This is a genomic window from Xylanimonas ulmi (assembly GCF_004216535.1).
Classification (GTDB): domain Bacteria; phylum Actinomycetota; class Actinomycetes; order Actinomycetales; family Cellulomonadaceae; genus Xylanimonas; species Xylanimonas ulmi.
The window spans coordinates 2054720-2081152 of the sequence record NZ_SGWX01000001.1; the positions used below are offsets into that span (position 1 = coordinate 2054720).

Consider the following 26433-nt stretch of genomic DNA (forward strand, 5'->3'; position numbering starts at 1 on the left):
GCCGACACGCCGCCCCCAGCAGGGCGTCTCACATTGTAGACGGTTGTCCCGTTGCCTGGACAGACTTCTACTGTTCACTGTATGTCCACCACTGCTGCCCTCGGCGTCGATCCGGACGCCGCGGCCCCGCGCGCACAGGCGGAGAACTCCAGGGGCCGGGTCGTCGTCGCCAGCCTCATCGGCACCTCGATCGAGTTCTACGACTTCTACGCCTACGCGACCGCCGCGGTGCTCGTCTTCCCCGCCCTGTTCTTCCCGAACGCGCAGGACCCGACGACGCAGCTGCTCAGCTCGTTCGCCGTCTTCGGTGTCGCGTTCGTCGCGCGCCCCCTCGGCTCGATCCTCTTCGGACACTTCGGCGACCGCGTCGGCCGCAAGACGACGCTCGTCGCCTCGCTGCTGACCATGGGCGTTGCCACGGTCCTCATCGGCCTGATCCCTCCGGCCGCGACGCCGGGCTGGACGGTGCTCGCGCCGGCCGCGCTCGTGCTGTGCCGGTTCACGCAGGGCCTGGGGCTGGGCGGCGAGTGGAGCGGCGCCGCGCTGCTCGCGACCGAGAACGCCCCGGCCGGCAAGCGCGCGGTGTGGGGCACGTTCCCGCAGCTCGGCGCGCCCATCGGCTTCATCCTCGCCAACACCGTGTTCATCGCGCTGTCGACGTTCTCCTCGCCCGAGGCCTTCGCCTCGTGGGGCTGGCGCGTGCCGTTCCTCGCCTCGTCGGTGCTCGTGATCATCGGCCTGTGGGTGCGCCTGAAGCTCATCGAGACCCCCGCGTTCCGCAAGGTCCAGGAGGCCGACGCCGTGGTCGCCGTGCCGCTGGCCGCCGTCGTGCGCACCTCGTGGACCAAGCTCATCTCGGGCACGTTCATCATGCTGGCCACCTACGTGCTCTTCTACCTGATGACGACGTTCACCCTCACCTTCGGCACGGCCTCGACCAGGCCCGAGACCGGCCCGGCGGGCCTGGGCTACGAGCGCGTCGAGTTCCTGTGGATGCTCATCATCGGCGTCGTGTTCTTCGGGATGACCACGCTCGCCTCGGGGCCGCTCGCCGAGCGCTTCGGACGCCGCAAGCACCTCATCGTGGTGACGATCGCGATCGCCGCGTTCGGCGCGCTGTTCGTGCCCCTGTTCGCGGGCGGCGCCGTCGGCGTCCAGACGCTGCTCATCGTCGGCTTCTGCCTCATGGGCCTGACCTTCGGACCCATGGCGGCCGTGCTTCCCGAGCTGTTCGCCGCGAACGTCCGCTACACCGGCTCGGCCATCGCCTACAACGTCTCCTCGATCCTGGGCGCGGCCGTCGCGCCGTTCATCGCGGTGTGGCTGTGGAGCAAGGGCGGCGGGTCGCCCGTGCTCGTCGGGGTCTACCTGTCCGTCATGGCGGTCATTACGCTCGTAGCCCTGGCGCTGGAGAAGGAGACCCAGCACATCGACTACAACGGCCACCTCGCCGACTGATCGCGTCGCGCCACACTCAATCCTGTCACCAGCGTCACGCGCGTACCGTGCGGGGCGTCTGTAAGAACCGGAGGTACGAATGGATTCCCAGTTGCAGTCGGTTTACGACGCGGTGCTGCGACGCAACCCTGGTGAGGCGGAGTTCCACCAGGCGGTGCGCGAGGTGTTCGAGTCGCTCGAGCCCGTCCTGCGCAAGAAGCCGCAGTACGTCGAGGCCGCGGTGCTCCAGCGCATCTGCGAGCCCGAGCGGCAGATCGTGTTCCGCGTGCCCTGGATCGACGACGCCGGCCAGGTGCAGATCAACCGCGGCTTCCGCGTCGAGTTCAACTCGGCGCTCGGCCCGTACAAGGGCGGGCTGCGGTTCCACCCGTCGGTGTACCTGGGCATCGTGAAGTTCCTCGGTTTCGAGCAGATCTTCAAGAACTCGCTCACGGGCATGCCGATCGGCGGCGGCAAGGGCGGCTCGGACTTCGACCCGCGCGGCAAGTCGGACCGCGAGGTCATGCGGTTCTGTCAGTCGTTCATGACCGAGCTGTACCGCCACATCGGCGAGTACACCGACGTGCCCGCGGGCGACATCGGCGTGGGCGGCCGCGAGATCGGCTACCTGTTCGGCCAGTACAAGCGCATCACCAACCGCTATGAGTCGGGCGTGCTCACGGGCAAGGGCCTGACCTGGGGCGGCTCGCTCGTGCGCACCGAGGCCACCGGGTTCGGCACCGTCATGTTCGCCGAGTCGATGCTCGCCGCCCACGGCCAGGACTTCGACGCGCGCCGCGTCACCGTCTCGGGCTCGGGCAACGTCGCCATCTACGCGATCGCCAAGGCCCAGCAGCTCGGCGCGAACGTCGTGGCGTTCTCCGACTCCTCCGGCTACGTCGTGGACGAGGCCGGTGTCGACCTCGACCTGCTGCGCCAGGTCAAGGAGGTCGAGCGTGGGCGCGTCGCCGACTACGTCGCACGGCGGCCCGGATCCCGGCTCGTCACCGACGGCTCGATCTGGGACGTGCCGACCGACGTCGCGCTCCCGTGCGCGACGCAGAACGAGCTCGACGAGTCGCACGCCAAGCAGCTCGTCGCGAACGGTGTGGTCGCGGTCGCCGAGGGCGCCAACATGCCCACGACGCCGCAGGCCGTCGCCCTGCTCCAGGAGGCCGGTGTGCTGTTCGCTCCGGGCAAGGCGGCCAACGCCGGAGGCGTGGCGACCTCGGCGCTCGAGATGCAGCAGAACGCCTCACGCGACGCGTGGTCGTTCGACTACACCGAGGAGCGTCTGCGCCAGATCATGACGCGCATTCACGACCAATGCGTGGAGACCGCCGAGGAGTACGGCACGCCCGGCAACTATGTGCTCGGCGCCAATATCGCCGGCTTCACCAAGGTCGCCGACGCGATGATCGCCCTGGGCGTCATTTAGCGCCAGGCGGTCAGGGGAACGGCGCACCCGACATCGATATCGTGCGCGCCGTTCCCCCACCTTTTCCGGGAAACCGGAATGCTGGACAGGTGAGAGCCCGCCGGTCCTTGCGTGTCGTCGGCGCCGTCGCCGCCGCGGCGCTCGTCGTCGTGCCGGCCGCGCCGCTCGTCGTCAACGCCATCGCCTCAGATCGCCCCGTGCTCGGGCTCGACCTGCCCGGCGCCAGCCGCGAGCAGGTGTGGGCCGACCCGTCGTCGGCCGCCGCGGCGTATGCGCGTGAGCGGGCGCAGGCCACCCTCACGCTGCGCTCCGGCGAGCGCCCCGTGGAGCGCACGCTCGGCTCGCTCGGCCTCGTCGACGCCGAAGGCGCCCTGCGTGACGCGCTGCTGTCGGCCGGGCGCGACGGCCCCCTCTGGCAGGACGTCGTCGCCCAGACGCGGGCCGCCTGGGGTCTGCTGCACCTGACTCCCCCGCCTGACCGGCTCGACCCGGCGGGGCTCGACGCGGCCGTCGCCGCGCTCGCGCGCGACATCGACGTCGAGCCCCAGGACGCTGCCCTCACGCTGAGCGACGGCCAGGTGGCGGTGCGCCCCGACGTCCCCGGCGTGCGCCTCGACGTCATCGCCGCGCGCCGCGCGATCCTCGAGGCGGTGCGCGACGGACGGCGGACGGCCGACCTGCCGACGCAGGCGCGAGCGCCCGCGGTCACGCGCGGCGACCTGGCGGCGGCCGCCACGCTCGTGCGCGCCGCCGTCGCCCGGCCCCTGGTGCTCGCCGCGGCGCACGCCCGCGTGACCGTGCCTCCGGACCGCGTCTTCGCGGCGCTGCCCGTCACCCTCAGCGCTGGCGGGGTGTCGGTCGGCGCCGACGGCGCAGGGCTGGCCGCGGACATCGAGGCGGCCGCTGCGCAGGCCGCTCAGGACCCTGTGCTGCGGATCGTCATGGCAGGGACCGTCGTGGCGCCGGGCGCCGACGGTCGCCGGGTCGATCCGGCTGCGGCGGCGCAGGCGGTGCTCGCCGAACTGCGGGCGCGCGCCGCAGGCGGCGGCAGCGACGTCGTCACGTTGCCGGTCACGACACTGCCGGCGCCCGTCCAGGAGGCGACGCCGGGGGCGTTCACCGGTGACCACGCGGTGCACCTGACGTTCGACGACGGACCGGGGGCGCACACCGAGCAGATCCTCGACATCCTCGCGGACAAGGGCGCGCACGCGACGTTCTACGTGCTGGGCGAGCGCGCCCGCGCCCACCCCGAGACGGTGCGGCGCATCCTCGCCGAGGGGCACCGGCTCGGCAACCACTCCGCCACACACCCCGACCTGACCACGCTCACCCCGCAGCAGGTCAGCGCCGAGATCGCCGGCACGCAGGCGACGCTGACCGAGATCACCGGCGTGCGCCCCACGGCGTTCCGGCCTCCCTACGGCGCCGTGAACGACACGGTCCGCCAGGTGGCCGAGGCCGAGCACCTGTCGATCGACCTGTGGACGCTCGACACGCAGGACTGGCGCGCGCCGGGCGCCGACGTCGTGCGCGACCGCGTGCTGGGCGCCGCGCAGCCGGGCAGCGTCGTGTTGCTGCATGTGCTACGTCAGGGCACCGTGGACGCTCTGCCGGGCATCATCGACGGGCTGCGCGCGCAGGGGCTCGCGGTGGACTGACCCGTCAGGGCCGGGCCGGCCCGGTCGACTCGCGCGGCACGAGCGTCGGCAGCAGCGTCATGCGCACCACGGTCGACGCGCTCGTGGCTCGGATGCGGTCGAAGCACATGCGCGCGGCGCGGTGGCCGAGCTCCCACTTGGGCGGGGCGATCGCGGTGAGCGGCACGCGTGCGAGCGAGGCGATCTCGTCGTCGTAAGCCACGACGCTGACGTCGTCGGGCACCGAGAGACCGCGCTCGGCGGCCAGGTCGGCGAACGTGACAGCGTCGGCGTCGGTGTGCACGATGACGGCGTGCACGTCGTCCTCGACGCAGCGCTCGACGAGCCTCGCGAGCGCCTCGACGGCCTCGGTCGTGCCGACGGGCGGGTTGGGCAGGGACAGGTACTCGCCCTCCACGCGCCCACCCATGCGGCTGACGGCGCGCGACCACCCGTCCTTGAGCCACGGCGCCGTCGGGCTCTCGCGCGCGGCCAGCACGACGCGACGGTGCCCCAGGTCGTGCAGGTGCTGGACGGCGATGTCGGCGCCGTGCGCGTGGTCGGTGCGCACCGACTCGATGGGCGACTTGGCGAACTGCAGCTCCGAGATGCTGCGCTCCACGACGACGACCGGCACCTTGGCCGCCAACAGCACGCGGTGCAGCGGCGAGCCCTCCTCGATCGCGGCGCTCGGTGTGATCAGCAGCCCGTCGACGCCCCCGCCCAGCAGTCGCTCGGCCTGGCGGACCTCCTCGCTGGGCGAGTAGTTGGTCGTGCCGAGCACGAGCCGGACGTTGTTCTCGCGTGCGGACTGCTCGGCGCCGCGGATCACCGCGGGGAAGTAGTAGGTCGCCGAGGGCGCGATCATCCCGATCGTGGCCACGACCCTGCGCCCGGACGTGGGGCGGTCTGGGGTGCGGGATCGCTCGGCCGCCACACCCAGGGAGATCGCACCGCCGTGCACGCGCACGAGCAGGCCCTCCTTCTCCAACCGAAGCAGGTCGCGACGCACCGTCATGGGTGAGACCGAATGACGCTCGGCGAACCGAGTCACGATCAAGCTGCCATGCAGCTCCAACTCCCGCAGGATCGCGTCCTGCCTGCCTTCGGCGACCATCAGTTCCTCTCCTCGCCGGGTCGCGATGCCTCGGTGATGTGCGCAATTGTTTGAAAGTGCCAATTGTTGCTGAACGCACATCTCAGCCTCCAGAGCGACCGGGAAGCCTTTGCGAGACGGTTCAGATGCCTCACAATTCCTTGAAATCCGCGTCCGCGCTAGTAGCACGTTCACATGTGTTCGAATGATCGCTTTGGGCTTGTGATCCTTTGGCGCGGGCCTGTTCTCTTGGTTCGCCGGCCCCGGCGACCATCGCCGGGGCCGGCCGCCAACGACAAGGAGGTCCCCCGCATGCGCAACACCACCCCCGCGGCCGCCCTGGCGGGCTGCGCCGTCGCCGCCCTGGCCCTGGCCGGGTGTGCGAGCCCCGCCAGCGCCGACGACGACGCCTCGTTCACCTACTGGTCGATGTGGAACAAGAACGAGCCGCAGGCCAAGATCCTCGCCGACGCCATCGCCCAGTTCACCGCCGACACCGGCATCGAGGTCGACGTCGAGTGGCAGGGCCGCGAGGTCGTGACCAAGCTGCTGCCCACGCTGCGGTCGGGCGCCGCCGCCGACCTCGTCGACGGCTCGGTCAACGCGCTCGGCCCCGTCGTCGTCAACGACCAGCACCGCGACCTGACGGCCGCATACGCGCTGACGGCCCCCGGCGACGACCAGCCGCTGTCCGAGGTCATCCCGGCGGCCTACATCAAGGCGGTGTCCGACGACGAGGGCCGCCCGTCGATGGTCCCGTATGAGGTCATGAGCGAGGGCGTGTGGTTCGACGCCGCGCAGCACCCCGAACTGGCGCAGGCCACGGGCTCGTGGGACGAGTTCGTCGAGGCCCTGCGCCAGATCGACGCGTCCGGCACCCCCGCGATCGCCATCCCGAGCAACGACGCCTACTGGGTCACGCTCCTGCTCGAACGCGCCCTCGGCGTCGAGGGCGTGCGCGCCCTGGCCACCGACAAGACGGGCGACGCGTGGAAGGCGCCGGGCGTCGCGACGGCGCTGCGCGCGTTCGACGAGCTGCGCCCGTTCTTCCCCGACGGGTACGAGGCCAACCAGGGCTCCGATGCGCAGAACCTCTGGGCCTCGGGCAAGGCCGCCGCCTACCTGTCGGGCACATGGGTGCCCAGCGAGGCCGCGCCCAACGCGGCCGACGGGTTCACCTTCCAGTCCGTGCAGCTGCCCGCGCTCACCCCGGGCGGCGACGCCGCCGTCGGCGCCAACTTCATCGGGTTCGCCGTCCCGGCCACGGCCGCGCACGCGACGGCCGCCGAGCAGTTCATCGCCTACTTCGCCCAGCAGCGGTACGCCGAGCGTCTGGCGAGCGAGGCGCTGCAGATCACCCCCCGCGCCGACGTCAGCGTCCCCGACGAGCTGGCCACCATCGCCGAGGCCCTGACCACCGGCGAGGTCTACCCGGACCAGGCCGGCCTCGCGCGCGACTTCCCCGACTGGTACTCGACCATCTACCGCACGACGGTCACCAGCTTCGTCACGGGCGAGTACGACGCCCAGCGGTTCGTCGCCGAGTCTCAGCGCCAGACGGTCGACTACCTGGCCGCGGCCGGCTGACCGTCCATGGCGACATCCGCGTTCGCCCGCAAGCGGCGCCAGCTCACGATCCCGTACGTGATCGGGGCGCTGGTCCTGTACACCGCGCTGTTCATCGCCCCGTCGGCGTACTCGGTGTACGCGAGCCTGACCGACTGGAACGGCATCGACAGCCCCCGGTGGGTGGGCCTGCGCAACTACGTGACGCTCTGGAGCGACCCCGTCTTCCAGCGCTCGATCCTCAACACCGCCACCATCACGCTCGGGGTCGGGGTCACGCTGTTCGTGCTGAGCTTCGTCGTCATCCTCGTGATCCGCGAACTGCGCTTCGCGCGGTTCGTGCGCGGGGCGCTGTTCCTGCCCCACCTGGTCTCGACCATCGTGCTGGCCATCTTCTGGGGCGCGCTGTTCCGCTACGACGGGCTCGTCAACGGCCTGCTGGACGTGCTGGGCGTCGGGCCGGTCACCTGGATGGGGCCGGACTCAGCCTTCGCGCTCGTGCTGCTCGGGCTGGTCTGGATCCACCTCGGGTACTACGTGACGATCCTCCTGGCCGGCGTCGACGCCATCCCGGCGCACTTCTACGAGGCCGCCTTCCTCGACGGCGCGGGCCCCTGGCAGCGGTTCCGGCACGTGACCCTGCCGCTGGCCTGGGACGTCGTGGGGGTCGCGGCGATCCTGTGGACCATCAGCTCGGTCAAGATCTTCGAGTTCATCTTGGCGTTCTCGGGTGGGCAGGGGGCCCTGCCGCACGTCAACCAGTGGAACACCGCGCTGTTCGTCTACGGCAAGACGCTCGGCGGGACCGCGGCGGCGTTCACCTTCGGCTACGCCGCCGCGGGCGCCGTCGTCACGCTCGCCTTCGTCGCCGTCCTCGTGATCGTGGTGCGCCGCCTCATGCGCCGCGAGTCGATCCAGTTCTGAGCCCGCACAAGGAGTCCCATGCGCTACGCCCGTCCCGCGCCCCGCACGCTGCGCCGCAGTGCGATCAGCCGCCTCGACCGCAGCCCTTTGCACCGCCTGGTCACCGTGGGCGTGTGGGCCGTGGTCCTGTTCAGCGCCGCAGCGCTCGCGTTCATCGTGCTCAGCGCGTTCAAGTCGTCGGCGGCGATCGTGGCGGCGCCGTGGGCGCCGCCCGACGGCCTCCACCTGGAGAACTGGCGCACCGCCTGGGTCGACGGCAACCTCGGCCGCGGCTTCGGCAACTCGGCGCTCCTGGTCGCCACCGTGGCGCTGGCCACCGTGGCGATCGCCGCGCCCGCGTCGTACGCGCTGGCCCGCCGCTCGGGTTGGGCGGTCAACGCGACCGTCGTCTACTTCGTGCTGGGCCTGGGCATCCCGATGCAGATCATCGTGCTGCCCCTGTATGCGCTCATGCTGCGGCTCGGGCTCATCAGCACGCTGTCGGGACTGTTCGTGATGTACGTCGTGGTGAACCTGCCGTTCACCGTGTTCCTGCTGACGGGGTTCTTCGGCTCGCTGCCCTCGGAGCTGGAGGACGCCGCGGCGCTCGACGGCCTGAGCCCCAACCGCACGTTCTGGTCGATCATGCTGCCGCTCGCGCGCGGCGGGCTGACGACGGCGATGCTGCTGACCGGCGTCAACGTGTGGAACGAGACGTTCCTGGCGTTGATGTTCATCCAGACGGGCGACAGGTACACGCTGCCCCTGTCGATCCTCAACTACTACCAACAGCAGCAGTACTCGGGCAGCGACTACGGGGCGCTGTTCGCGGCGGCCGCCATCAGTGTGCTGCCGATGGTCGGCCTGTACGCCTGGTGTGGGCGCCGGCTGACCATCGGCATCACGAGCGGTGCGCTCAAGTAGCCCGCAGGCTCACTCCTGCGGCGCCGCCTGGGCTGCCACGGCCTTGCGCACCTCGTCCATGTCGAGGCCCTTGACGGCGTCGACGACCTGCTGGAGCGCTGGCGCGGGCAGCGCGCCCGCCTGGTTGAACACCAGCACACCCTCGCGGAACGCCATGAGCGTCGGGATCGCCGTGATCCCCGCGGCCGCCGCGATGCGCTGCTGCGCCTCGGTGTCGAGCTTGGCGTGCACGATGTCGGTGTTGACCTGCGACGACTTCTCGAAGATCGGCGCGAACTGCCGGCACGGGCCGCACCACGAGGCCCAGAAGTCGACCAGCACGATGTCGTTGTCGGTCACGGTCTGCTCGAACGTGTCGTCGGTGAGCTCGACGGTTGCCATGGTGTTCCTCTCCTCGGTACGCAACCCGTAGCGCACCGCGGGCGCCGAGTATTCCCGGCGCGTGGTTGGATCGCTCTGTGACCGCCTCCGCAGAGCTGCCGCCCCCGCCTGACGACTGGGAGCCGCCGGCCGCCCGCCCGTCCGGGTGGCTGACGCCTGAGGACCTGGCGGTAGTGCGCGCGCAGCTGCCGCTCGTGTACGTCGACGCCGTGCCGGTGCGGGTCGACGAGTCGGGCGACGTCGTCTCGGTCGGGCTGCTGCTGCGCATGGGCGCGCGCGGACTGGCGCGCTCCCTCGTCTCGGGCCGCGTGCTGTACCACGAGCGCGTGCGCGACGCGCTGCTGCGGCACATCGAGAAGGACCTGGGCCCGGTCGCGCTGCCGCAGGTCCCGGCCTCACCGCAGCCCTTCACGGTCGCCGAGTACTTCCCCACCCCGGGGATCACCTCGTTCCACGACCCCCGCCAGCACGCCGTCTCGCTCGCCTATGTGGTGCCAGTGACGGGCGACTGCCGCCCGCAGCAGGACGCGCTCGACATCGACTGGCTCACGCCCGAGGAGGCGTGCGCCGACGCGGTCCAGGCCGAGTTCACCGGCGGGCAGGGCGCGCTGGTCAGGCAGGCGATGGGCTGGGTGGGCCGGCTGGCCTGACCGGGCGCCGCGTCACAGCGTGAGCGTCGGCCAGTCCCCCAAGTCCTCGCGCATGCGCCGGTCGTGCGTCGCGACGACGACGGCGGCGCCCGTGCGCGCGAGCGCGCGCGTGAGCTCGTCGACCAGGTCGATCGACAGGTGGTTGGTCGGCTCGTCGAGGATGAGCAGGTGCGGCGCCGCGAGCAGGGTGCGCGCCAGCTCGAACCGCCGCCGCTGCCCGGCCGACAGCTCCACCAGGGGTCGCTCCAGATCCTCCTCGGCGAGCAGCCCGAGCGCCGCGACGGGCACCACATGCTCGGGGTCGAGCAACCCGCGCGTCAGCAGCGCCAACGCCTCGTTGGCGGCGGCGTCGAACCCGGTCAGCGTGCGCGGGTCGTCCTGCCCACGCCCCACGACCGGCGCGTTCTCCTGCCCGACGACGCCGACGCGCACGCCGTCGGCGACGGTGCGCGTCCCGCGGGCCAGCGGCAGGCTCCCTGACAGCGCGCCGAGCAGCGTCGACTTGCCGCTGCCGTTGGGCCCGACGACCAGCAGGCGACCGGCGGGCGCGACGGCCACGCGCACCCCGGGCAGATCGAGCCGCACGCGGGGGGCGCCGTCGTCGCCCGGGTCGCCGTCGACGCGCGGGTTGCGCAGCTCGACGAGCGGCTGCGACGGGTCCCAGCCCGGCGAGAGCGACGGCAGGTCGGGGAACACGAGCTCCAGCGGCGGCACGGGCACCTCGACGGCCTCGGCCTCCAAGCGCTGGACGAGCCGGTCGGCGGCCTTGACGTGGATGCGGGCGCGTGTGGACCGGCGGTGGCGCTGCGAGCCCTTGGGCGGGCGCCACTCGTCCGAGAGGCCCTCATAGGAGGCGTCAAGTCGCTCGGCGAGCTGTTGCGCGCGCTTGCGCTCGGCGCGGTAGCGCTGACGCCAGCGGCGCAGCGCCTGCGACTTGGCGAACCGGTAGGCCAGGTACCCGGGCTGCCCGTACAGCGTCGGTCGCCCGTCCATCGACGGGTCGAGGTCCAGGATCGCGGTCGCGACGTCGTCGAGCAGTTGGCGGTCGTGGGTGACCATGACCAGGCCGCCGCGCCACGTGTGGAGTTGTTCGGTCAGGAACCCGATGGCCTCGTCGTCGAGGTGGTTGGTGGGCTCGTCCAGGAGCAGGAAGTCGCTGCGCTCGGCGAGCCGGCAGGCCAGCCGCACGCGGTAGCGCTGGCCGACGCTCAGCGTCTCGACCGTCCGGTCCAGGTCGCGTGGCGCTCCCAGGCGCGTGAGCGCGACATCGACGCGCCGGTCGGCGTCCCACGCCGCGAGGTGGTCGGCGCGGGCCAGCAGCGCGGCGAGCGCGTCGAGGGCGGCGGCGTCGGGGTCGGCCTGCGCGGCGAACGCGGCGGCCGCGGCGTCGAGCTCGGCGGCCACGCGCCGCACCCCGGCCAGGGCCGTGCGCACCACGTCGCCCACCGTCTCGCCTGGGACCTCAACGAGCTCCTGCTCGACGACGGCGACCGAACCCTCGCGCCGCACCCGCCCCGCGGTGGGCGTCAGCGTCCCGGCCAGCAGCCGGATCAGCGTGGACTTGCCCGACCCGTTCTCGCCGACCACGCCCAGACGTGTGCCGGCGGCGACGCGCACGCTGACCCCAGAAAGCACCTCGGCGCGCGCGGCGCGCGGGCCGCTGACCGTCGTCTGCCCGCCCGCCAACCCCACGGGGCGGCGCGTCCCGGCGCCTGAGACGATGGCGCGGCCCTCGTCGGCGAGCACCGCGGCGCCGCTGCCGGCGCCGGCGCCCGGGTAGGCGAACGAGACGTCCGACGCGATGAGATGCACAGGCCCACGGTAGCCGGGGGCCGCGGTTAGGGTTTCCGGTATGGCCTCCCCCACTTCCGCCGATGTCCGCCCTGCCCCCGTCCGCGCTGACGGCCGCGCCCCCGACCAGTTGCGCCCCGTGAGGATCACGCGCGGCTGGCTCGACTCCGCCGAGGGGTCGGTGCTGGTCGAGTTCGGCGCCACCCGCGTGCTGTGCGCCGCGTCGTTCACCGACGGCGTGCCGCGCTGGAAGAAGGGCTCGGGCGAGGGTTGGGTGACCGCCGAGTACGCGATGCTGCCGCGCGCGACCAACACGCGCTCGGACCGCGAGTCGGTCAAGGGCCGCGTGGGCGGGCGCACGCACGAGATCTCGCGCCTGATCGGGCGCTCGCTGCGCGCGATCATCGACGTGGCGGCGCTCGGCGAGAACACCATCGTGCTCGACTGCGACGTGCTGCAGGCCGACGGCGGCACGCGCACCGCGGCGATCACCGGGGCCTACGTGGCGCTCGCCGACGCCGTTGCCTGGGGCCGGCGCCACGGGCACATCACGGGCGGGCGGCAGGTGCTGACCGACTCGGTGAGCGCGGTGAGCGTCGGCATCGTCGACGGCGTGCCGGTGCTCGACCTGCCCTACGTCGAGGACGTGCGCGCGGGCACCGACATGAACGTCGTGGTCACCGGCTCGGGCACGTTCGTCGAGGTGCAGGGCACGGCCGAGCACGGCGCGTTCGACCGCGCCGAGCTCGACGCCCTGCTCGACCTGGCCGTCGCGGGCAACGCCGAGCTGGCGCAGGTCCAGCGCGCGGCGCTCGCCGAGGAGCTGGCGCGGTGAGCGTCGCCGTTCCCGACGGCGCCCGGCTGGTCCTGGCCACGCACAACCGCAAGAAGCTCGTCGAGCTGGTCGCGATCCTGCGCGCCCAGCCGGGCCTGGACACCCTGCCTGACGGCGCCGTCGTCACCGCGGGCGACCTGGGCGCGCCCGAGCCCGTCGAGGACGGCGTGACGTTCGAGGAGAACGCGCTCATCAAGGCGCGGGCGCTGGCCCGGGCCGCGGGTCTGCCGGCCGTCGCCGACGACTCGGGCCTCGCCGTCGACGTGCTCGGCGGCGCGCCGGGCATCTTCTCGGCCCGGTGGGCGGGGCGGCACGGCGACGACCAGGCCAACCTCGACCTGCTGCTGGCACAGCTCGGCGCGATCGAGCGCCCCGAGCACCGCCGCGCGGGCTTTGTGTGCGCCGCCGCCTTGGTGACGCCGGACGGCGCCGAGACGGTGTGCCGCGGTGAGATGCGCGGCGTGCTGGTCGCCGCGCCGCGGGGCGCGAACGGCTTCGGCTACGACCCGATCCTCGTGCCCGACGACCAGCCCCCGGCACCTGACGGCACGCCTGGCGCCCGCACGAGCGCGGAACTGGACCCGCAGGAGAAGAACGCCATCAGCCACCGCGGCCACGCCTTCCGCGCCCTGGCCCCCGCCATCGCCGCGGCCCTCACCCGCTCGTAAGCCCCTCCACTCGGCAGTTCGTCGTCGATCAGGGCTCAGTCCTCGGTGGAGGACCTGTCCCGCGTGCGACTCAAAGACCCCATCGTGAAGGACATGACGAAATGTGGGAGCCAGAGAACGGCGGCCATGCGCAACCGCGCCGGTCCGAACATCTGGGAGCTGGGCTCCCCGAACAGCGCAGTCGCCTCGATCCCCAGGATTCCCATCCCGAGAAAGGCGACCACCCGCAGCGCCCTCCACACACCGAGCGGAATCCGGCCGCGATCCACGAACCCCGAGTGGGTAAAGAACCCGGCGAGAGTCGACGAGAGAGCGGCGCACAGCACTAGCACGGGAACCGCCTTCCTGATCGAATCGCCATCTGCTATCCGACCTCCTTGGATATCTCCCAGCCTGGTCTGCGGGCCTGAGCAGCAGGCTTCCGTGCGTCCTCATGTCGGAACGTGGCTTGCGTGAGCGAGCCTGGTCCCGGCTCCTTGTCCGGGCAACAAAAACCGACACTTTGGACAGTGATCGATCACGTCGGTGGTGCGGCGGTGCGCGGCGACTGGACCAAGACCGCCGACGAAGTCCTCGCGAAGGCCAACCGTCAGCAGACTCCACAGACCACTAGGACTTGCGGCGGGGCGGGCGGGCTAGGGCTCGCCAGCCGAGGAGGGTGACACCCAGGAATCCGGTGGTGATCAGCAGGAAGCCGGGCTCGAAGCCGGCGTCCGGGATCAGCAGGCCGCGCAGCACCACGCCGACCACCACGGTGGTCAGCCAGATGATGACGCCGGTCGGCCACAGCCGGGCCGGGGCGCGCCACGCGCGGGACAGGGCCCAGCCCGCGGCGAGTCCGGCGAAGAACGTCGCGCCGAGCGCCACCAGGTGGCCCGTCCCGCGATCCGCCGACCCGTGGGCCGCGGACCCGAACATCAAGAACACCACGAGCACGACGACGTCGTAGGCGCCCGCGCGCCCGAGCGTGACCGTGAACCCCGCGCCCGCGCCTGTCCCGGATGACTCGCTCATCACACCTCCACCACACCATCGGGCTCGGCCAGGTCGACCGGCCCGTCGTACTGTCCGCGCGCCTCGGCGAGCGCCCCGACCGGGTCGGTCCAGGACGGCAGGTGCGTCAGCACCAGGCGCCCGACCCCGGCCTCGGCGGCCACGCGCCCGGCGCGCGCCCCCGTCAGATGGATGCCCGGCACGACGTCGTCGTCTCGACCCTCGGCGAACGCCGACTCGGCGAGCAGCAGGTCGGCCGCACGCGCGACCTCGACCACGTTCTCGCAGTAGTCGGTGTCGCCCGTGTAGGCGAGCACGGCGCGCTCGCCGGGCCGCAGTGACGACGGGCCGGTGATGCGCATGCCGTACGCCTCGACGGGGTGGAACACGGTGCGCACGGTGATGTCGAGCGGTCCGACGCGCACCGTGGCGCCGTCGGCCCATGGACGGAAGTCGTAGACGCCGTCCATCGACTCCCCCGCGCCCGACCCGAACATCGCCGCGGCGCGCTCGGCGACGTCGGCGGGTCCGTACACCGGCAGGTGGGGCTGCACGCCGGTGCGCATCGACCCGCGCAGGGGGTGGTAGCGCAGGTGCACGTACATGCCCGACAGGTCGGCGCAGTGGTCGGGGTGCAGGTGGCTGAGCAGGACGGCGTCGAGGTCGTGCGGCTCGACGTGCCGCTGCACGTACCCGAACCCGCCGTTGCCCAGGTCGACGACGACGTTCCAGTCGCGCGCCTCGACTCCCGGCGGCACAGCGCCCGACGCGAGGCCTGCGGCGACGACGTCGGCCGGGACCTGGACCAGGTACGTCGACGCGGGCGAGTCCGGCCGAGGGGTCGAGCCCGCGACGCCCAGGGTGCGCAGCCTCATCGCGCGGCCTCCACGAGACGGACCTCGGGGCCGAGGAACCGGCGCGCGAGGTGCTCGAACGACTCGGTGTCCCCGGTCGACAGGAACCGGTGGCGCGGCTCGCCGGCCTCGGGCGAACGCTCCAGTCCGCGCGCGACCAGCACCCGGTAGACGTCCTTGGCGGTCTCCTCGGCGCTTGAGACGAGCGTGACGTCCTCGCCCATGGCGTAGGCGATGGCGCCGGCGAGCAGCGGGTAGTGCGTGCAGCCCAGCACGAGCGTGTCGACGCCGGCGTCGCGCACCGGGTCGAGGTAGCGGTGCGCCGCCGCGAGGATCTCGGGGCCCGAGGTGATGCCGCGCTCGACGAGCGGCACGAACTCGGGGCACGCCTGCGTGGTGATGGTCAGGCCAGGGGTGACGTGGAACGCATCCTCGTAGGCGCGCGAGTCGATGGTGGCCTTGGTGCCGATGACGCCGATGCGGCCGCTGCGCGAGGTGACGACGGCTCGGCGCGCGGCCGGGCGGATGACCTCGACGACGGGGATGCCGCGGCGCACCTCGTAGCGCTCGCGCGCGTCGGGCAGCGCGACCGCCGCGGCCGAGTTGCAGGCGATGACGAGCATCTTGACGCCCTCGTCGACGAGCTGGTCCATGACCGACAGCGCCATGGCGCGCACAGCCGCGAGCGGCTTGGGCCCATACGGCGCGTTGGCGGTGTCGCCCAGGTAGAGGACCTGCTCGTGCGGGAGTTGGTCGAGGATCGAGCGCGCGACGGTCAGCCCGCCCACGCCGGAGTCGAAGACGCCGATCGGGGCGTCGTTCGCTGGGTCTCGGTGCACCGCTGAAGCCTACCCGCGCCGCTCCCGCAGGTCGTCGAGCATGGCCGAGACCAGTGACTCCTGGGCGAACCCGGAGGCCACGAAGACTCCACCCCAATAGCGGCGCACTTGCGCGTCCAGGCCGCTGCCGACGTCGTCTCCGACGGCGTCGGCGAGCACCTCGTCGTGCAACGCCTCGACGTCGTCATCGGTCGCCAGGCCCAACCGCTGGGCCACGACGAGGCGCACGTCGGTGAGCGCGGCGGCGACCGTGTTGGCCTCGTCACGCCCGATCAGGACGACGGCGCGGTCGGCCGCGTCCTCGTCGAAGGCCTCGTCGTCGAAGGCCTCGTCGTCGAGGGCCTCGTCGTCGAAAGCCTCGTCTTCGAAGGCGTCGTCGCGGGCGTCGTCGTCGCGGGCGCCGTCGAACGCCTCGTCGAGCGCGTCGTCGAGCCTCGCGTCCCCCGGAGGGTCGAGCAGGTCCGCGAAGCGCTCAAGCCCGCGCACCTTGGCCACGGCGAGGTCGTTCTGGGTCAGGTGGCGGAACTCGGCCGCGACCTCGGCGTCGTCGCGCGAGGCGTCGGGCAGCAGCCGGCGCGCGGCCGCGTCGTCGGGCACGCGCGGGGTGCCGGTGGTCTGCATGGACGCCGCGAGCGACTCCAGCGGGTCGTCGCCCGGCTCGGGCAGCCCCGCCTGTTCGCGCAGCATCGCGGAGACCTCGCGCGCGACGATGGCGAGCACGCGCCGCTCGGCCTCCTCCCAGTACGCCTCATACCCCTCGGGCGTGGCGGCGAACGGGGTCACGCGGACGCACCGCCGTCGCCCTCGGAGGCGCGCTGCATCGTGGCCCACAGCCCGAAACCGTGCATGGCCTGCACGTCCACCTCCATGCGCTCGCGCGGACCGGTCGACACGACCGCACGCCCGGAGCGGTGCACCTGCAGCATGAGGGTGCGGGCGCGGGCCGGCGGATAGCCGAAGTAGCTCTCGAAGACGTAGGTGACGTAGGTCATGAGGTTGACCGGGTCGTTCCACACGATCGTCACCCAGGGGTCGGCGAGCGCGGCCACGGTCTCCTCGGAGGTCCGCGCGTCGGTTCCCGGCGTCACGACAGTCACGGTCACAGCCTACGGAGGGCGATCGGTGTGCGCCGACTTCGGCGCTCATCGTGTATTTGGAAGGAACCTATCGTAATGTGGCGCCATGGCCCTCGCCCCCGCATTGCCCACCGCCGCCGTCGTCCTGGCCGCCGGCCATGACGACCTGTCGCGCGCCCTGCTCACCCAACCTCTCGGCGACACCACGGTGGTCGAGGCCGCCGTGGCCACCGTGTCGCGCGTCGTGGCGCCCAAGCGCGTCGTGGTGGTCGTCGCGCCCGGTGACACCGCGGTGCGCGAGGCGCTGGGCGACGCCTACCTGTACGTCGAGCAGGAGGCGCCGCTGGGCACCGGCGACGCCGTGCTCGCCGCGCGCAAGGCCGTCGAGTCCCTCGACGTACAGCGCGTGCTGGTCACCTACGCCGACACCCCGCTGCTGCGCCCCGACTCACTGCTGGGTCTGCTGCACCGGTTCACGCTCAAGAGGGCCGACCTGACCATCCTGACCGCCGTCGTCGACGACGCCGCGGCCTACGGCGAGTACGGCGAGGTCGTGCGCGAGGCGACGTCGTCGGGCACGGCGCCCATCATCGAGATCCGCGACCACGCCGAGCGGCGCGAGCAGGCCGTCGGCGGCCGCGAGCTCAACGTGGGCGCCTACGTCGCCGCGCCGGCCCTGCTGTTCGGCGAGCTCGAGGCCATGGCCACCGACGGCGAGCACCGGCTCACCGAACTCGCGCGGCGCATCATCGGGCGCGGACGGTCGATCCACTCCTACCAGATCTACGACACCAGCGAGGTGCGCGGGATCAACACCCCGGAGCAGCTCGCACAGGCCGCCGACATCGTGCTGGCCCGCCTGTTCCGACCCGTCAAGAACACCGACACCAAGATCGTCTTCGGCACGGGCGGGTGGCGCGCCCTCATCGGTGAGGGCTACACGCTCGCCAACGTGCGCCGCCTGTGCCAGGCCATCGCCAACGAGGTCACGCGCAAGGGCGTCGAGCACCAGGGCGTCGTCATCGGAGGCGACCGCCGCTTCCTGTCGCGCGAGTCGGCCGAGGCCGCCGCCGAGGTCTTCGCGGGCAACAACATCCCCGTCACGCTGCTGCGCGACGACGTGCCGACCCCGCTGGTCACCTTCGCCGCCCCGCACCTGGGCGCCGCGTACGGCGTGATCATCACCTCGAGCCACAACCCGCCCCAGTGGAACGGCATGAAGGTGTTCCGCTCCGACGGCTCGCTCCCGCTCGACGAGGAGACCAACCGCTACCAGGACGAGGCCAACGCGCTGCGGGTCTCGGACGTCGTCACGCTCGACCTGTCGCGCGCCCGCGAGGCGGGCGTGGTCGTCGACGCCGACCTCGACGAGCCCTACATCGACGCGATCGAGCGGATCGTCGACGTCGACGCGGTGCGCGGCTCGGGCCTGCGCGTCATCGTCGACGCGATGTACGGCACCAGCCAGGGCACGCTCGGCACGATCCTGACCGACATGCGCGTGCGCGCCGAGTTCATCCACGGCCAGCACAACCCGCTGTTCGGCGGCATCGCCCCCGCGCCCGACCTGCAGCGCCTGTCGACGCTCATCGGCCTGATCAAGGCCGGCGACGGGCGCTACAGCCTCGGCATGGCGACCGACGGCGACTCCGACCGCATCGGCATCGTCGACGAGAAGGGCGAGTACGTCGACGCCAACGACCTGCTGCTGCTGCTGTACTGGTACCTGCACGAGGTGCGCGGCGAGCGCGGCGGCGTGGTGCGCAACCTGGCCACCACTCACCTGCTCGACCGCCTCGCGGCCCACTTCGGCGAGGAGTCGCGCGAGGTGCGCGTCGGCTTCAAGCACGTGACCGCGGGCATGGACGAGATCGGCGCCGTGCTGGGCGGCGAGTCCTCAGGCGGCCTGACGGTGCGCGGCTGGATCCTCGGCAAGGACGGCATCTTCGCGTGCGCCCTGGTCGCCGAGATGCTCGCGCGCACGGGCAAGACCATCTCGCAGCTGCGCCAGCAGATCTGGGAGATCACCGGACGCCTGTACACCGCCGAGGCCGATGTGCCCGCCACGCCCGAGATGCGCGTCGAGGTGCCCCGTCGCCTGGCCGCCGAGCCGCTGACCCACCTGGGCGCCCACCGGGTGGCGAGCGTCTCGCACCTGGACGGGACCAAGATCCTGCTGGAGGACGGCGGGTGGGCGCTGCTGCGCTTCTCGGGCACCGAGCCCGTGCTGCGCATGGTCGCCGAGGCCGACTCACCCGCGAAGGCGCACGAGCTGTGCGACTGGCTGAAGGGATTCGTGACCGCATGAGATACGGCCGCTTCGACGACGCCGCGCACGAGTATGTGATCGAGCGCCCCGACGTCCCGGTCTCGTGGACCAACTACCTCGGGGGCAAGGACTTCTGCACCGTCATCGCCCACCACGGCGGCGGCTACTCGTACTACAAGTCCGCCCAGACGGGCCGCGTCACGCGATTCCGGCAGAACGGCGTGCCGCTCGACCGGCCGGGCAAGTACGTGTACCTGCGCGAGGAGGAGGCGAACAGCGGCGCGGGCGACTACTGGTCGGTGTCCTGGCAGCCGGTCGGCAAGCCGTTCCTGGCCGACCCTGACGCGGCCGTGCCGCTCGACGGCTCGGCCGGGCGCTGGCGCAGCGCGCACGGGACCGGGTACTCGCGCTTCGAGTCGGCCTACCGCGGGATCGAGGCCAGCCAGACGGTGTTCGTGCCCCTGGATGACGACCTTGAGGTCTGGGACGTGCGGCTGACCAACACGACCGACCGACCGCGCACGCTGACCGTGACCGGGTACGTGGAGTTCTCGTTCCACACCATCACGGTCGACAACCAGAACCTGCAGATGTCGCTGTACTCGCAGGGCGCCTCCTACGCCGACGGCGTCGTCGAGGTCGACGCCTACTACGAGCCGTGGACGTTCCACTACTTCGCCTCGGCGGGGCCCGACGGCGCGGCGGCCGACTCGTTCGACGCCATGCGCGACGCGTTCATCGGCTCCTACCGCGACGAGCGCAACCCGCTCGCCGTCTCGGTGGGCCGTGGCTCGGGCTCGCAGGGCACCACGCAGAACCACTGTGGCGCGCTGACCCACCGCGTCACGATCGCGCCCGGCGAGACCGTGCGCCTGGCGTTCCTGCTCGGCTACGGCTCACGCGAGGCCGCGGGGGCGCCCATGCGGGCCAAGTACGCCGACCCCGCCGTCGTCGACCGCGAGTACACGGCCCTGGTCGGCCACTGGCGCGCCAAGCAGTCGCGCCAGCTCGTGTCGACGCCGCACGCGGGCATGAACGCGATGCTCAACACGTGGACGCTGCTGCAGGCCGAGACATGCGTGGTGTGGTCGCGCTTCGCGTCGTTCGTCGAGGTCGGTGGGCGCACCGGGCTGGGCTACCGCGACACGGCCCAGGACTGCATGAGCGTCATCCACTCCAACCCGGCCAAGTCGCGCCAGCGCATCGTCGAACTGCTGCGCGCCCAGACCGAGGAGGGCTACGGGCTGCACCTGTTCGACCCGGCCGACTTCGACCCCGACGCGCCGACGCTGCCCGACATCCCCTCCCCCACCATCGTGCCGCGCACCGACCGCGCGGCGCTCATCCACGGGCTCGAGGACACCTGCTCGGACGACCATCTGTGGCTCGTGCCGACCATCTGCGAGTACGTCAAGGAGACCGGCGACACCGCGTTCCTCGACCAGGAGTTCACCTACGCGCAGGGCTCACGCGGCAGCGTGTGGGAGCACCTGGAGCGGGCGCTCGACTTCACCTCACGCCAGGTCGGGGCCAACGGCGTCGCGCTCGGCCTGCGGGCCGACTGGAACGACGGCATCAACCTGGGCGGCGGGCAGACCGCGCTGGTCACGTTCCTGCACGCGTGGGCCATCCGCGCCTACCTGGAGCTCGCCGGCCCCCTCGGGCGCACCCACGCCGTCGAGCGGTACGAGGCCGAGCTGACCCGGCTCGCCGAGGTCACCGACCGCGAGCTGTGGGACGGGCGCTGGTGGCGGCGCGGCATCACGCGCGACGGCGTCCTGATCGGCTCGCAGGCCAACGCCGAGGGCCGGATCTTCCTGGAGCACCAGCCGTGGCCCGTCATCGGCGGTCTGACCACGCGCGAGCGTGGCCTGGCCGCGATGGACGCCGTCCACGAGCTGCTGGCGTCCGAGTACGGCACGCACCTGAACTGGCCGGCGTTCACGCAGGTGGACGACACCGTCGGGTTCCTCACGCGCGTCTACCCGGGCATCAAGGAGAACGCCGCGATCTTCTCCCACCCCAACGCCTGGCCCGTCATCGCCGAGGCGCTGCTGGGCCGCGGGGGACGGGCCATGGAGTACTACGACGCGATCCTCCCCTACCGCCAGAACGACCAGATCGAGGTGCGCGAGGCCGAGCCGTACGCGTACGTGCAGTTCGTCTACGGCCGCGACCACGAGCGCTTCGGGCTCGGGCAGAACCCGTGGCTGACCGGCTCGGCGGGGTGGATGTACACCGCGGCGACCAAGTACATCCTCGGCGTGCGCCCCGGCCTGGACGCCCTCGTGGTCGATCCGGCGATCCCCGCGGACTGGGACGGGTTCGAGGTGCGGCGCGAGTGGCGCGGGGCCGTCTACGAGATCACGGTGCGCAACCCCGACCACGTCGAGCACGGCGTGCGCTCGTTCGTCGTCGACGGCGTCACCCAGCCGGCGGGCACGACGGCGGCGCCCGTCGCGGCCGCGGGGGCGACGGTGCGGGTGGAGGTCACGCTCGGCTGAAGTTCACCCATTGGACTTTTTTCCGCCTCGGCCTGCTAGGAACCCCGCTCGGCGTTTAGCCTGGTCCCAACGTCCCTCCGAGGAGCTGGGAAGGCCCGATGACCGAGCCCGTGCGGGGCGGCGCTGCCCCGACCAACGGCGTCCTGCCCGCCGCGCTACCCCCGACCGCACGCGCGACGACGGCGCTGCTGACGGACAAGTACGAGTTGACGATGCTGCAGGCCGCCCTGGCCAACGGCACCGCCCACCGGCACTGCGTGTTCGAGGTGTTCACGCGCCGCCTGCCCGCCGGGCGTCGCTACGGCGTGCTCGCGGGCACCGGCCGGGTGCTGGAGTCGCTGCCGCACTTCCGCTTCGAGGACGCCGACCTGGCGTTCCTCGAGGAGACCGGGGTGGTCGACGCGCGCACCATCGACTTCCTGTCCGGCTACCGGTTCACCGGGTCGATCCTGGGATACGCCGAGGGCGAGACGTTCTTCGCCGGCTCACCCGTGCTGCAGGTCGAGGGCACCTTCGCTGAGGCGGTGCTGCTCGAGACCCTCATCCTGTCGATCCTCAACTTCGACTCGGCGGTCGCGTCGGCCGCCTCGCGGATGACCAGCGCGGCGGTCGGGCGCCCCTGCCTGGAGATGGGCGCCCGGCGCACGCACGAGCAGGCCGCCGTCGCGGCGGCGCGCGCCGCCGTCGTCGGCGGGTTCGCGGGCACCTCCAACCTTGAGGCGGGCTACCGCTACGGGTTGGAGACCATCGGCACCGCGGCGCACGCGTTCACGCTGCTGCACGACGACGAGCTGGGCGCCTTCAAGGCGCAGGTCGCGGCGCTCGGCACGGGCACGACGCTGCTGGTCGACACCTACGACGTGCGCCAGGGCGTGATCAACGCGATCGAGGCCGCGGGCACGGGGCTGGGCGCCATCCGGCTCGACTCGGGCGACCTGGGCGGGCTCGCCGTCGAGGTGCGTCACCAGCTCGACGAGCTCGGCGCCACCGGCACCAAGATCACCGTGACCAGCGACCTGGACGAGCACGCGATCGCCGCGCTCGCCGCGGTGCCGGTGGACTCCTACGGCGTGGGCACCTCGCTCGTGACCGGCTCGGGGGCGCCGACGTGCGGCATGGTCTACAAGCTCGTCGCCCGCGCCGACTCGACCGGCGTGCTGCAGCCCGTGGCCAAGGCGTCACCCGGCAAGCCCAGCCAGGGCGGGCGCAAGAGCGCCGCACGCCGCCTCGGCCACGACGGGCGGGCCGTCGAGGAGGTGCTGGTCACGGGCGACGACGAGGCGGTGGCCCGCTGGTCGCCCGACTCGGACGACCTGCGCCCGCTGCTGGTGCCGCTCGTCATGGACGGCGCGGTCGACTCCCGCTGGGTCGGACCGCACGGTGTCGAGAACGCGGTGCGCGCGCACCAGGCCTCACGCTCCGAGTTGCCGCGCGGGGCGCGGCGCCTGTCGGCGGGCGACCCGGCGATCCCGACGGTGAGCCTCACACTGCCCTGAGGGCCGCGGGTCCGCTCGGCTACCGCCCCGAGACGAACCAGCCGCGGACCATCGCGATCCGGGCGTCGAGCTGCGCGCTCGTGGCCAGCGGCACCTCCGGGCCGCCGCAGCGGCGGCGCAGCTCGGTGTGCACCGATCCGTGCGGCCGTCCGCTCTTGCGCGCCCACGCCGAGACCAGCTTGGACAGCTCCTTGCGCGCCGCGGCGGCCCTGCGGTGCTCCTGCTCCGCCTCGGCGGCCGTGAGCTCGCGCTCGCCCGCACCGCGCCCGCGCAACTGGTCGGCCTGGCGCTGACGCAGCAGCGTCGCCACCTGGTCGGGCTCGAGCAGACCCGGCAGGCCGAGGAAGTCGAGCTCCTCGGCCGAGCCGACGTCGCCGCCGGTCCCGAACTGGCCGCCGTCGAACAGCACGCCGTCGAACGAGGCCTGCGACTCCATGGCCTCGAACGCGCCGAGCAGGTCGCCCGAGGCCCGCTCCTCGCGGTTGGCGGCGGCCAGCAGCGCGGCCTCGGGGTCGTACTCGATGCCCTGCTCCTCGGCGGTGGCCGGCCGGTCGAGCGCGTGGTCGCGCTCGACCTCCATGCCACCGGCCAGGTCGAGCAGCGGCGCGACCGAGGGCAGGAACACCGAGGCCGTCTCGCCGCGGGTGCGCGCGCGCACGAAGCGTCCGACGGCCTGGGCGAAGAACAGCGGAGTCGAGGTCGAGGTCGCGTAGACGCCCACGGCCAGCCGCGGCACGTCGACGCCCTCGGAGACCATGCGCACCGCGACCATCCAGCGCGCGTCGCTCTGGGAGAACTCGTCGATGCGGGCCGAGGCGCCGTCGTCGTCGGACAGCACCACCGTGGGGCTCTGACCGGTGATGCGGGCCAGGTGCCCGGCGTAGGCGCGCGCGGCGGTCTGGTCGGTCGCGATGACCAGCCCCCCGGCGTCGGGCACCGAGCGGCGCACCTGCGTCAGGCGCTGGTCGGCGGCCGCGAGCACCGACGGGATCCACTCGCCGTTCGGGTCGAGCGCGGTGCGCCACGCCTGCTGCGTGAGGTCCTTGGTCATGGCCTCGCCCAGGCGCGCCGAGACCTCGTCTCCCGCCTTGGTGCGCCAGCGCATATTGCCCGAGTAGGTCATGAACAGCACGGGGCGCACGACCTTGTCGCGCAGCGCGTCGCCGTAGCCGTAGGTGTAGTCGGCCTTGGAGCGGCGGATGCCGTCGCGGTCGGCCTCGTAGGTGACGAACGGGATGGGCGCGGTGTCCGAGCGGAAGGGCGTGCCCGTCAGGGCGAGGCGCCGCGTGGCGTCCTCGAACGCCTCGCGCACGGCGTCTCCCCAGCTCAGCGCGTCACCGCCGTGGTGCACCTCGTCGAGGATGACGAGCGTGCGCGCCGCCTGCGTGCGCGCGCGGTGCAGCGCCGGGTTGGCGGCGACCTGCGCGTAGGTGAGCGCGACGCCGTCATAGTGCGCGCCGTGGCGGCCTTGGGAGTTCTTGAACGACGGGTCCAGGCGGACCCCGACGCGCGCGGCGGCGTCGGCCCACTGGTGCTTGAGGTGCTCGGTGGGCGCGACGACCGTCACGCGCCGCACGACGCCGCGCTCGATGAGGTCGGTCGCCACGCGCAGCGCGAACGTCGTCTTGCCCGCGCCGGGCGTGGCCACCGCGAGGAAATCGCGCGGCTGCCGGGCGCGGTAGAGGTCGAGCGCCTCGGCCTGCCAGGCGCGCAGGTTCGACGCGGTGCCCCACGGCGCCCGACGGGGGAACGCGGGGCTCAGCACGGAGGCTGCGGCCGACGACGGCGTCTGCGGCACGGCACGGCGCGCGGACTCGGCCCGCTCGGGTGAGAGGGGCTCGGTCTCCGGCTCGGCCGCCGCGGCGAACAGATCGAAGGGGTCGGATTCAGGCAGCGGCAGGGCGCTCACTTGCTGGAGTCGCTCCCGCCGTCCGCAGGCTCACGCAGCCCGTCGAAGATCGCCTTGCACGCCGGGCAGACCGGGAACTTGTTGGGGTCCCGTCCCGGGACCCACACCTTGCCGCACAGCGCGATCACGGGCTTGCCCGTCATCGCGGACTCCATGATCTTCTCTTTGCGCACGTAGTGCGCGAAGCGCTCGTGGTCGCCCGGCTCGACCTCCTGCCGGGTCTCCTCGCGCTCCAGCAGGTCGGTGCCGGCGCCCGGATCGGACGGGGCCGCGGGCTGGGCGTGCGGAGACGAGAGGGGATCGCTCATGCCGGGCAGTCTACGTCGCAGCGCCGACACGCCGGGGCCCCCACCGTGGTTACAGGCCCTGCCAGGCGGGCTTGCTCGCGAACGTCTGGCGGTAGTAGCCGCCGAGCTGCAGACGCGAGGCCGCGGCGTCGTCGACCAGCACGGTCGCGTGCGGGTGCATCTGCATGATGGTGCCCGGCCACATGGCCGAGATCGGTCCCTCGACGAGCTGGTGCACGGCCTCGGCCTTCTGCTTGCCCGTCGCGAGCAGCACCAGGTGGCGCGCGGCCATGATGGTGCCGAGCCCCTGCGTGAGGCAGTGGCGCGGCACCTGCTCGACGTCGCCGTCGAAGAACCGCGCGTTGTCCTCGCGCGTCTGCTTGGTCAGCGTCTTGATGCGGGTGCGCGAGGCGAGCGAGGAGCCCGGCTCGTTGAACGCGATGTGCCCGTCGGTGCCGATGCCGAGCAGTTGCAGGTCGACGCCGCCCGCGGCGTCGATGGCCGCCTCGTACGCCGCGCACGCGGCCGGCAGGTCCGCGGCGAGGCCGTCGGGGCCCTGGACGCGGTCGGGCGCCCATGCGACGCGCGAGGCGATCTCGCGCTCGATGACGTTGCGGTAGCGCTCGGGGTGCTCGGGCGGCAGGCCGACGTACTCGTCGAGCATGAAGCCGCGCGCCTGGGCGAACGACAAGCCCTCCTCGGCGTGGCGGCGGGCCAGCTCGTCGTAGACCTTGAGCGGGCTCGATCCCGTCGCCAGGCCGATCACGGCCTCGGGCTTGCGGCGCAGCAGCGCGTCGATGGCCGCGGCGGCCAGCACGGCCAGCTCGTCGGCGGGGGCGATCACGACTTCCATGTGCGGGCCTCCTGGTCCGGCTTG

23 protein-coding genes are annotated in these 26433 nt (G+C 72.5%); 12 read left to right on the forward strand and 11 right to left on the reverse strand.

Annotated elements, in window-relative coordinates; genetic code table 11:
- The first annotated feature begins 81 nt into the window (after nt 1-81).
- The 3 genes from EV386_RS09520 (at nt 82) to EV386_RS09530 (ending at nt 4536) form a co-directional block, all read left to right on the forward strand.
- Entirely contained in the window at nt 82-1458 is a 1377-nt protein-coding gene (locus EV386_RS09520) for an MFS transporter (protein ID WP_130414438.1), read from the forward strand.
- Between the two features lie 79 nt (nt 1459-1537).
- On the forward strand, nt 1538-2875 hold the full coding sequence (gene gdhA / locus EV386_RS09525) for an NADP-specific glutamate dehydrogenase (protein WP_130414440.1): 1338 nt from the start codon (nt 1538-1540) through the stop codon (nt 2873-2875).
- Between the two features lie 89 nt (nt 2876-2964).
- Nucleotides 2965-4536, forward strand: a complete 1572-nt coding sequence (locus tag EV386_RS09530; RefSeq protein WP_165399884.1) for a polysaccharide deacetylase family protein — start codon at nt 2965-2967, stop codon at nt 4534-4536.
- 4 nt (nt 4537-4540) lie between these two features.
- Here EV386_RS09530 and EV386_RS09535 read toward each other — a convergent pair whose 3' ends face one another.
- Nucleotides 4541-5632 (reverse strand): substrate-binding domain-containing protein, encoded by a 1092-nt coding sequence (locus tag EV386_RS09535; RefSeq protein ID WP_130414444.1) that lies wholly within the window; start codon nt 5630-5632, stop codon nt 4541-4543.
- Between the two features lie 291 nt (nt 5633-5923).
- Between EV386_RS09535 and EV386_RS09540 the strand changes: the two genes are divergently transcribed.
- The 3 genes from EV386_RS09540 to EV386_RS09550 are packed head-to-tail and all read left to right on the forward strand — an operon-like array spanning nt 5924 to nt 9004.
- Nucleotides 5924-7198: an ABC transporter substrate-binding protein gene (locus EV386_RS09540; RefSeq protein ID WP_165399885.1), complete on the forward strand. Its 1275-nt coding sequence runs from the start codon at nt 5924-5926 to the stop codon at nt 7196-7198.
- A 6-nt stretch (nt 7199-7204) separates the two neighbouring features.
- Nucleotides 7205-8101 (forward strand): carbohydrate ABC transporter permease, encoded by an 897-nt coding sequence (locus EV386_RS09545; RefSeq protein WP_130414448.1) that lies wholly within the window; start codon nt 7205-7207, stop codon nt 8099-8101.
- A gap of 18 nt (nt 8102-8119) precedes the next feature.
- A complete protein-coding gene (locus EV386_RS09550; protein ID WP_130414450.1) occupies nt 8120-9004 on the forward strand; it encodes a carbohydrate ABC transporter permease in 885 nt (294 codons plus the stop codon).
- 9 nt (nt 9005-9013) lie between these two features.
- Here EV386_RS09550 and trxA read toward each other — a convergent pair whose 3' ends face one another.
- The gene (gene trxA, locus EV386_RS09555) at nt 9014-9385 is read right to left on the reverse strand and encodes a thioredoxin (RefSeq protein ID WP_130414452.1); all 372 of its coding nucleotides are present in this window, start codon (nt 9383-9385) and stop codon (nt 9014-9016) included.
- 77 nt (nt 9386-9462) lie between these two features.
- On the opposite strand from trxA, the gene EV386_RS09560 reads away from it, so the two are divergent.
- Nucleotides 9463-10035, forward strand: coding sequence for an NUDIX hydrolase family protein (locus tag EV386_RS09560; RefSeq protein ID WP_130414454.1), 573 nt, complete (start codon nt 9463-9465; stop codon nt 10033-10035).
- A gap of 12 nt (nt 10036-10047) precedes the next feature.
- Here EV386_RS09560 and EV386_RS09565 read toward each other — a convergent pair whose 3' ends face one another.
- A complete protein-coding gene (locus EV386_RS09565; RefSeq protein WP_130414456.1) occupies nt 10048-11847 on the reverse strand; it encodes an ATP-binding cassette domain-containing protein in 1800 nt (599 codons plus the stop codon).
- A gap of 40 nt (nt 11848-11887) precedes the next feature.
- On the opposite strand from EV386_RS09565, the gene rph reads away from it, so the two are divergent.
- Nucleotides 11888-12661 carry a ribonuclease PH gene (gene rph / locus EV386_RS09570; protein WP_130414458.1) on the forward strand — a complete coding sequence of 258 codons (774 nt, stop codon included), beginning with the start codon at nt 11888-11890 and terminating at the stop codon, nt 12659-12661.
- Entirely contained in the window at nt 12658-13329 is a 672-nt protein-coding gene (gene rdgB / locus EV386_RS09575; RefSeq protein ID WP_130414460.1) for an RdgB/HAM1 family non-canonical purine NTP pyrophosphatase, read from the forward strand. Before rph ends, rdgB begins: the two co-directional genes overlap by 4 nt.
- A gap of 609 nt (nt 13330-13938) precedes the next feature.
- On the opposite strand, the gene EV386_RS09580 is transcribed toward rdgB, so the two are convergent.
- Genes EV386_RS09580 through clpS form a run of 5 tightly spaced genes read right to left on the reverse strand, consistent with a single transcriptional unit; the run spans nt 13939 to nt 17112 of the window.
- Entirely contained in the window at nt 13939-14343 is a 405-nt protein-coding gene (locus tag EV386_RS09580) for a DUF3054 domain-containing protein (protein ID WP_130414462.1), read from the reverse strand.
- Entirely contained in the window at nt 14343-15197 is an 855-nt protein-coding gene (locus tag EV386_RS09585; RefSeq protein WP_130414464.1) for an MBL fold metallo-hydrolase, read from the reverse strand. The genes EV386_RS09580 and EV386_RS09585 overlap by 1 nt, the downstream gene beginning before the upstream one ends.
- Nucleotides 15194-16015: a glutamate racemase gene (gene murI, locus EV386_RS09590; RefSeq protein WP_130414466.1), complete on the reverse strand. Its 822-nt coding sequence runs from the start codon at nt 16013-16015 to the stop codon at nt 15194-15196. Before murI ends, EV386_RS09585 begins: the two co-directional genes overlap by 4 nt.
- Before the next feature lie 9 nt (nt 16016-16024).
- Entirely contained in the window at nt 16025-16798 is a 774-nt protein-coding gene (locus tag EV386_RS09595; RefSeq protein ID WP_130414468.1) for a DUF2017 family protein, read from the reverse strand.
- The gene (clpS, locus tag EV386_RS09600; RefSeq protein WP_130414470.1) at nt 16795-17112 is read right to left on the reverse strand and encodes an ATP-dependent Clp protease adapter ClpS; all 318 of its coding nucleotides are present in this window, start codon (nt 17110-17112) and stop codon (nt 16795-16797) included. Before clpS ends, EV386_RS09595 begins: the two co-directional genes overlap by 4 nt.
- Nucleotides 17113-17197: 85 nt before the next feature.
- Between clpS and EV386_RS09605 the strand changes: the two genes are divergently transcribed.
- The 3 genes from EV386_RS09605 (at nt 17198) to EV386_RS09615 (ending at nt 23360) form a co-directional block, all read left to right on the forward strand.
- Entirely contained in the window at nt 17198-19399 is a 2202-nt protein-coding gene (locus EV386_RS09605) for an NTP transferase domain-containing protein (protein ID WP_130414472.1), read from the forward strand.
- Nucleotides 19396-21864, forward strand: a complete 2469-nt coding sequence (locus EV386_RS09610) for a glycoside hydrolase family 94 protein (protein WP_130414474.1) — start codon at nt 19396-19398, stop codon at nt 21862-21864. Before EV386_RS09605 ends, EV386_RS09610 begins: the two co-directional genes overlap by 4 nt.
- A gap of 98 nt (nt 21865-21962) precedes the next feature.
- Nucleotides 21963-23360, forward strand: a complete 1398-nt coding sequence (locus EV386_RS09615; protein WP_130414476.1) for a nicotinate phosphoribosyltransferase — start codon at nt 21963-21965, stop codon at nt 23358-23360.
- A gap of 19 nt (nt 23361-23379) precedes the next feature.
- Here EV386_RS09615 and EV386_RS09620 read toward each other — a convergent pair whose 3' ends face one another.
- The 3 genes from EV386_RS09620 to nagB are packed head-to-tail and all read right to left on the reverse strand — an operon-like array spanning nt 23380 to nt 26409.
- Nucleotides 23380-25269 (reverse strand): DEAD/DEAH box helicase, encoded by a 1890-nt coding sequence (locus EV386_RS09620; RefSeq protein ID WP_423218970.1) that lies wholly within the window; start codon nt 25267-25269, stop codon nt 23380-23382.
- Nucleotides 25266-25577, reverse strand: a complete 312-nt coding sequence (locus EV386_RS09625) for a DUF3039 domain-containing protein (RefSeq protein WP_130414478.1) — start codon at nt 25575-25577, stop codon at nt 25266-25268. The genes EV386_RS09620 and EV386_RS09625 overlap by 4 nt, the downstream gene beginning before the upstream one ends.
- Before the next feature lie 49 nt (nt 25578-25626).
- On the reverse strand, nt 25627-26409 hold the full coding sequence (gene nagB / locus EV386_RS09630; protein ID WP_130414480.1) for a glucosamine-6-phosphate deaminase: 783 nt from the start codon (nt 26407-26409) through the stop codon (nt 25627-25629).
- Nucleotides 26410-26433 lie beyond the last annotated feature (24 nt).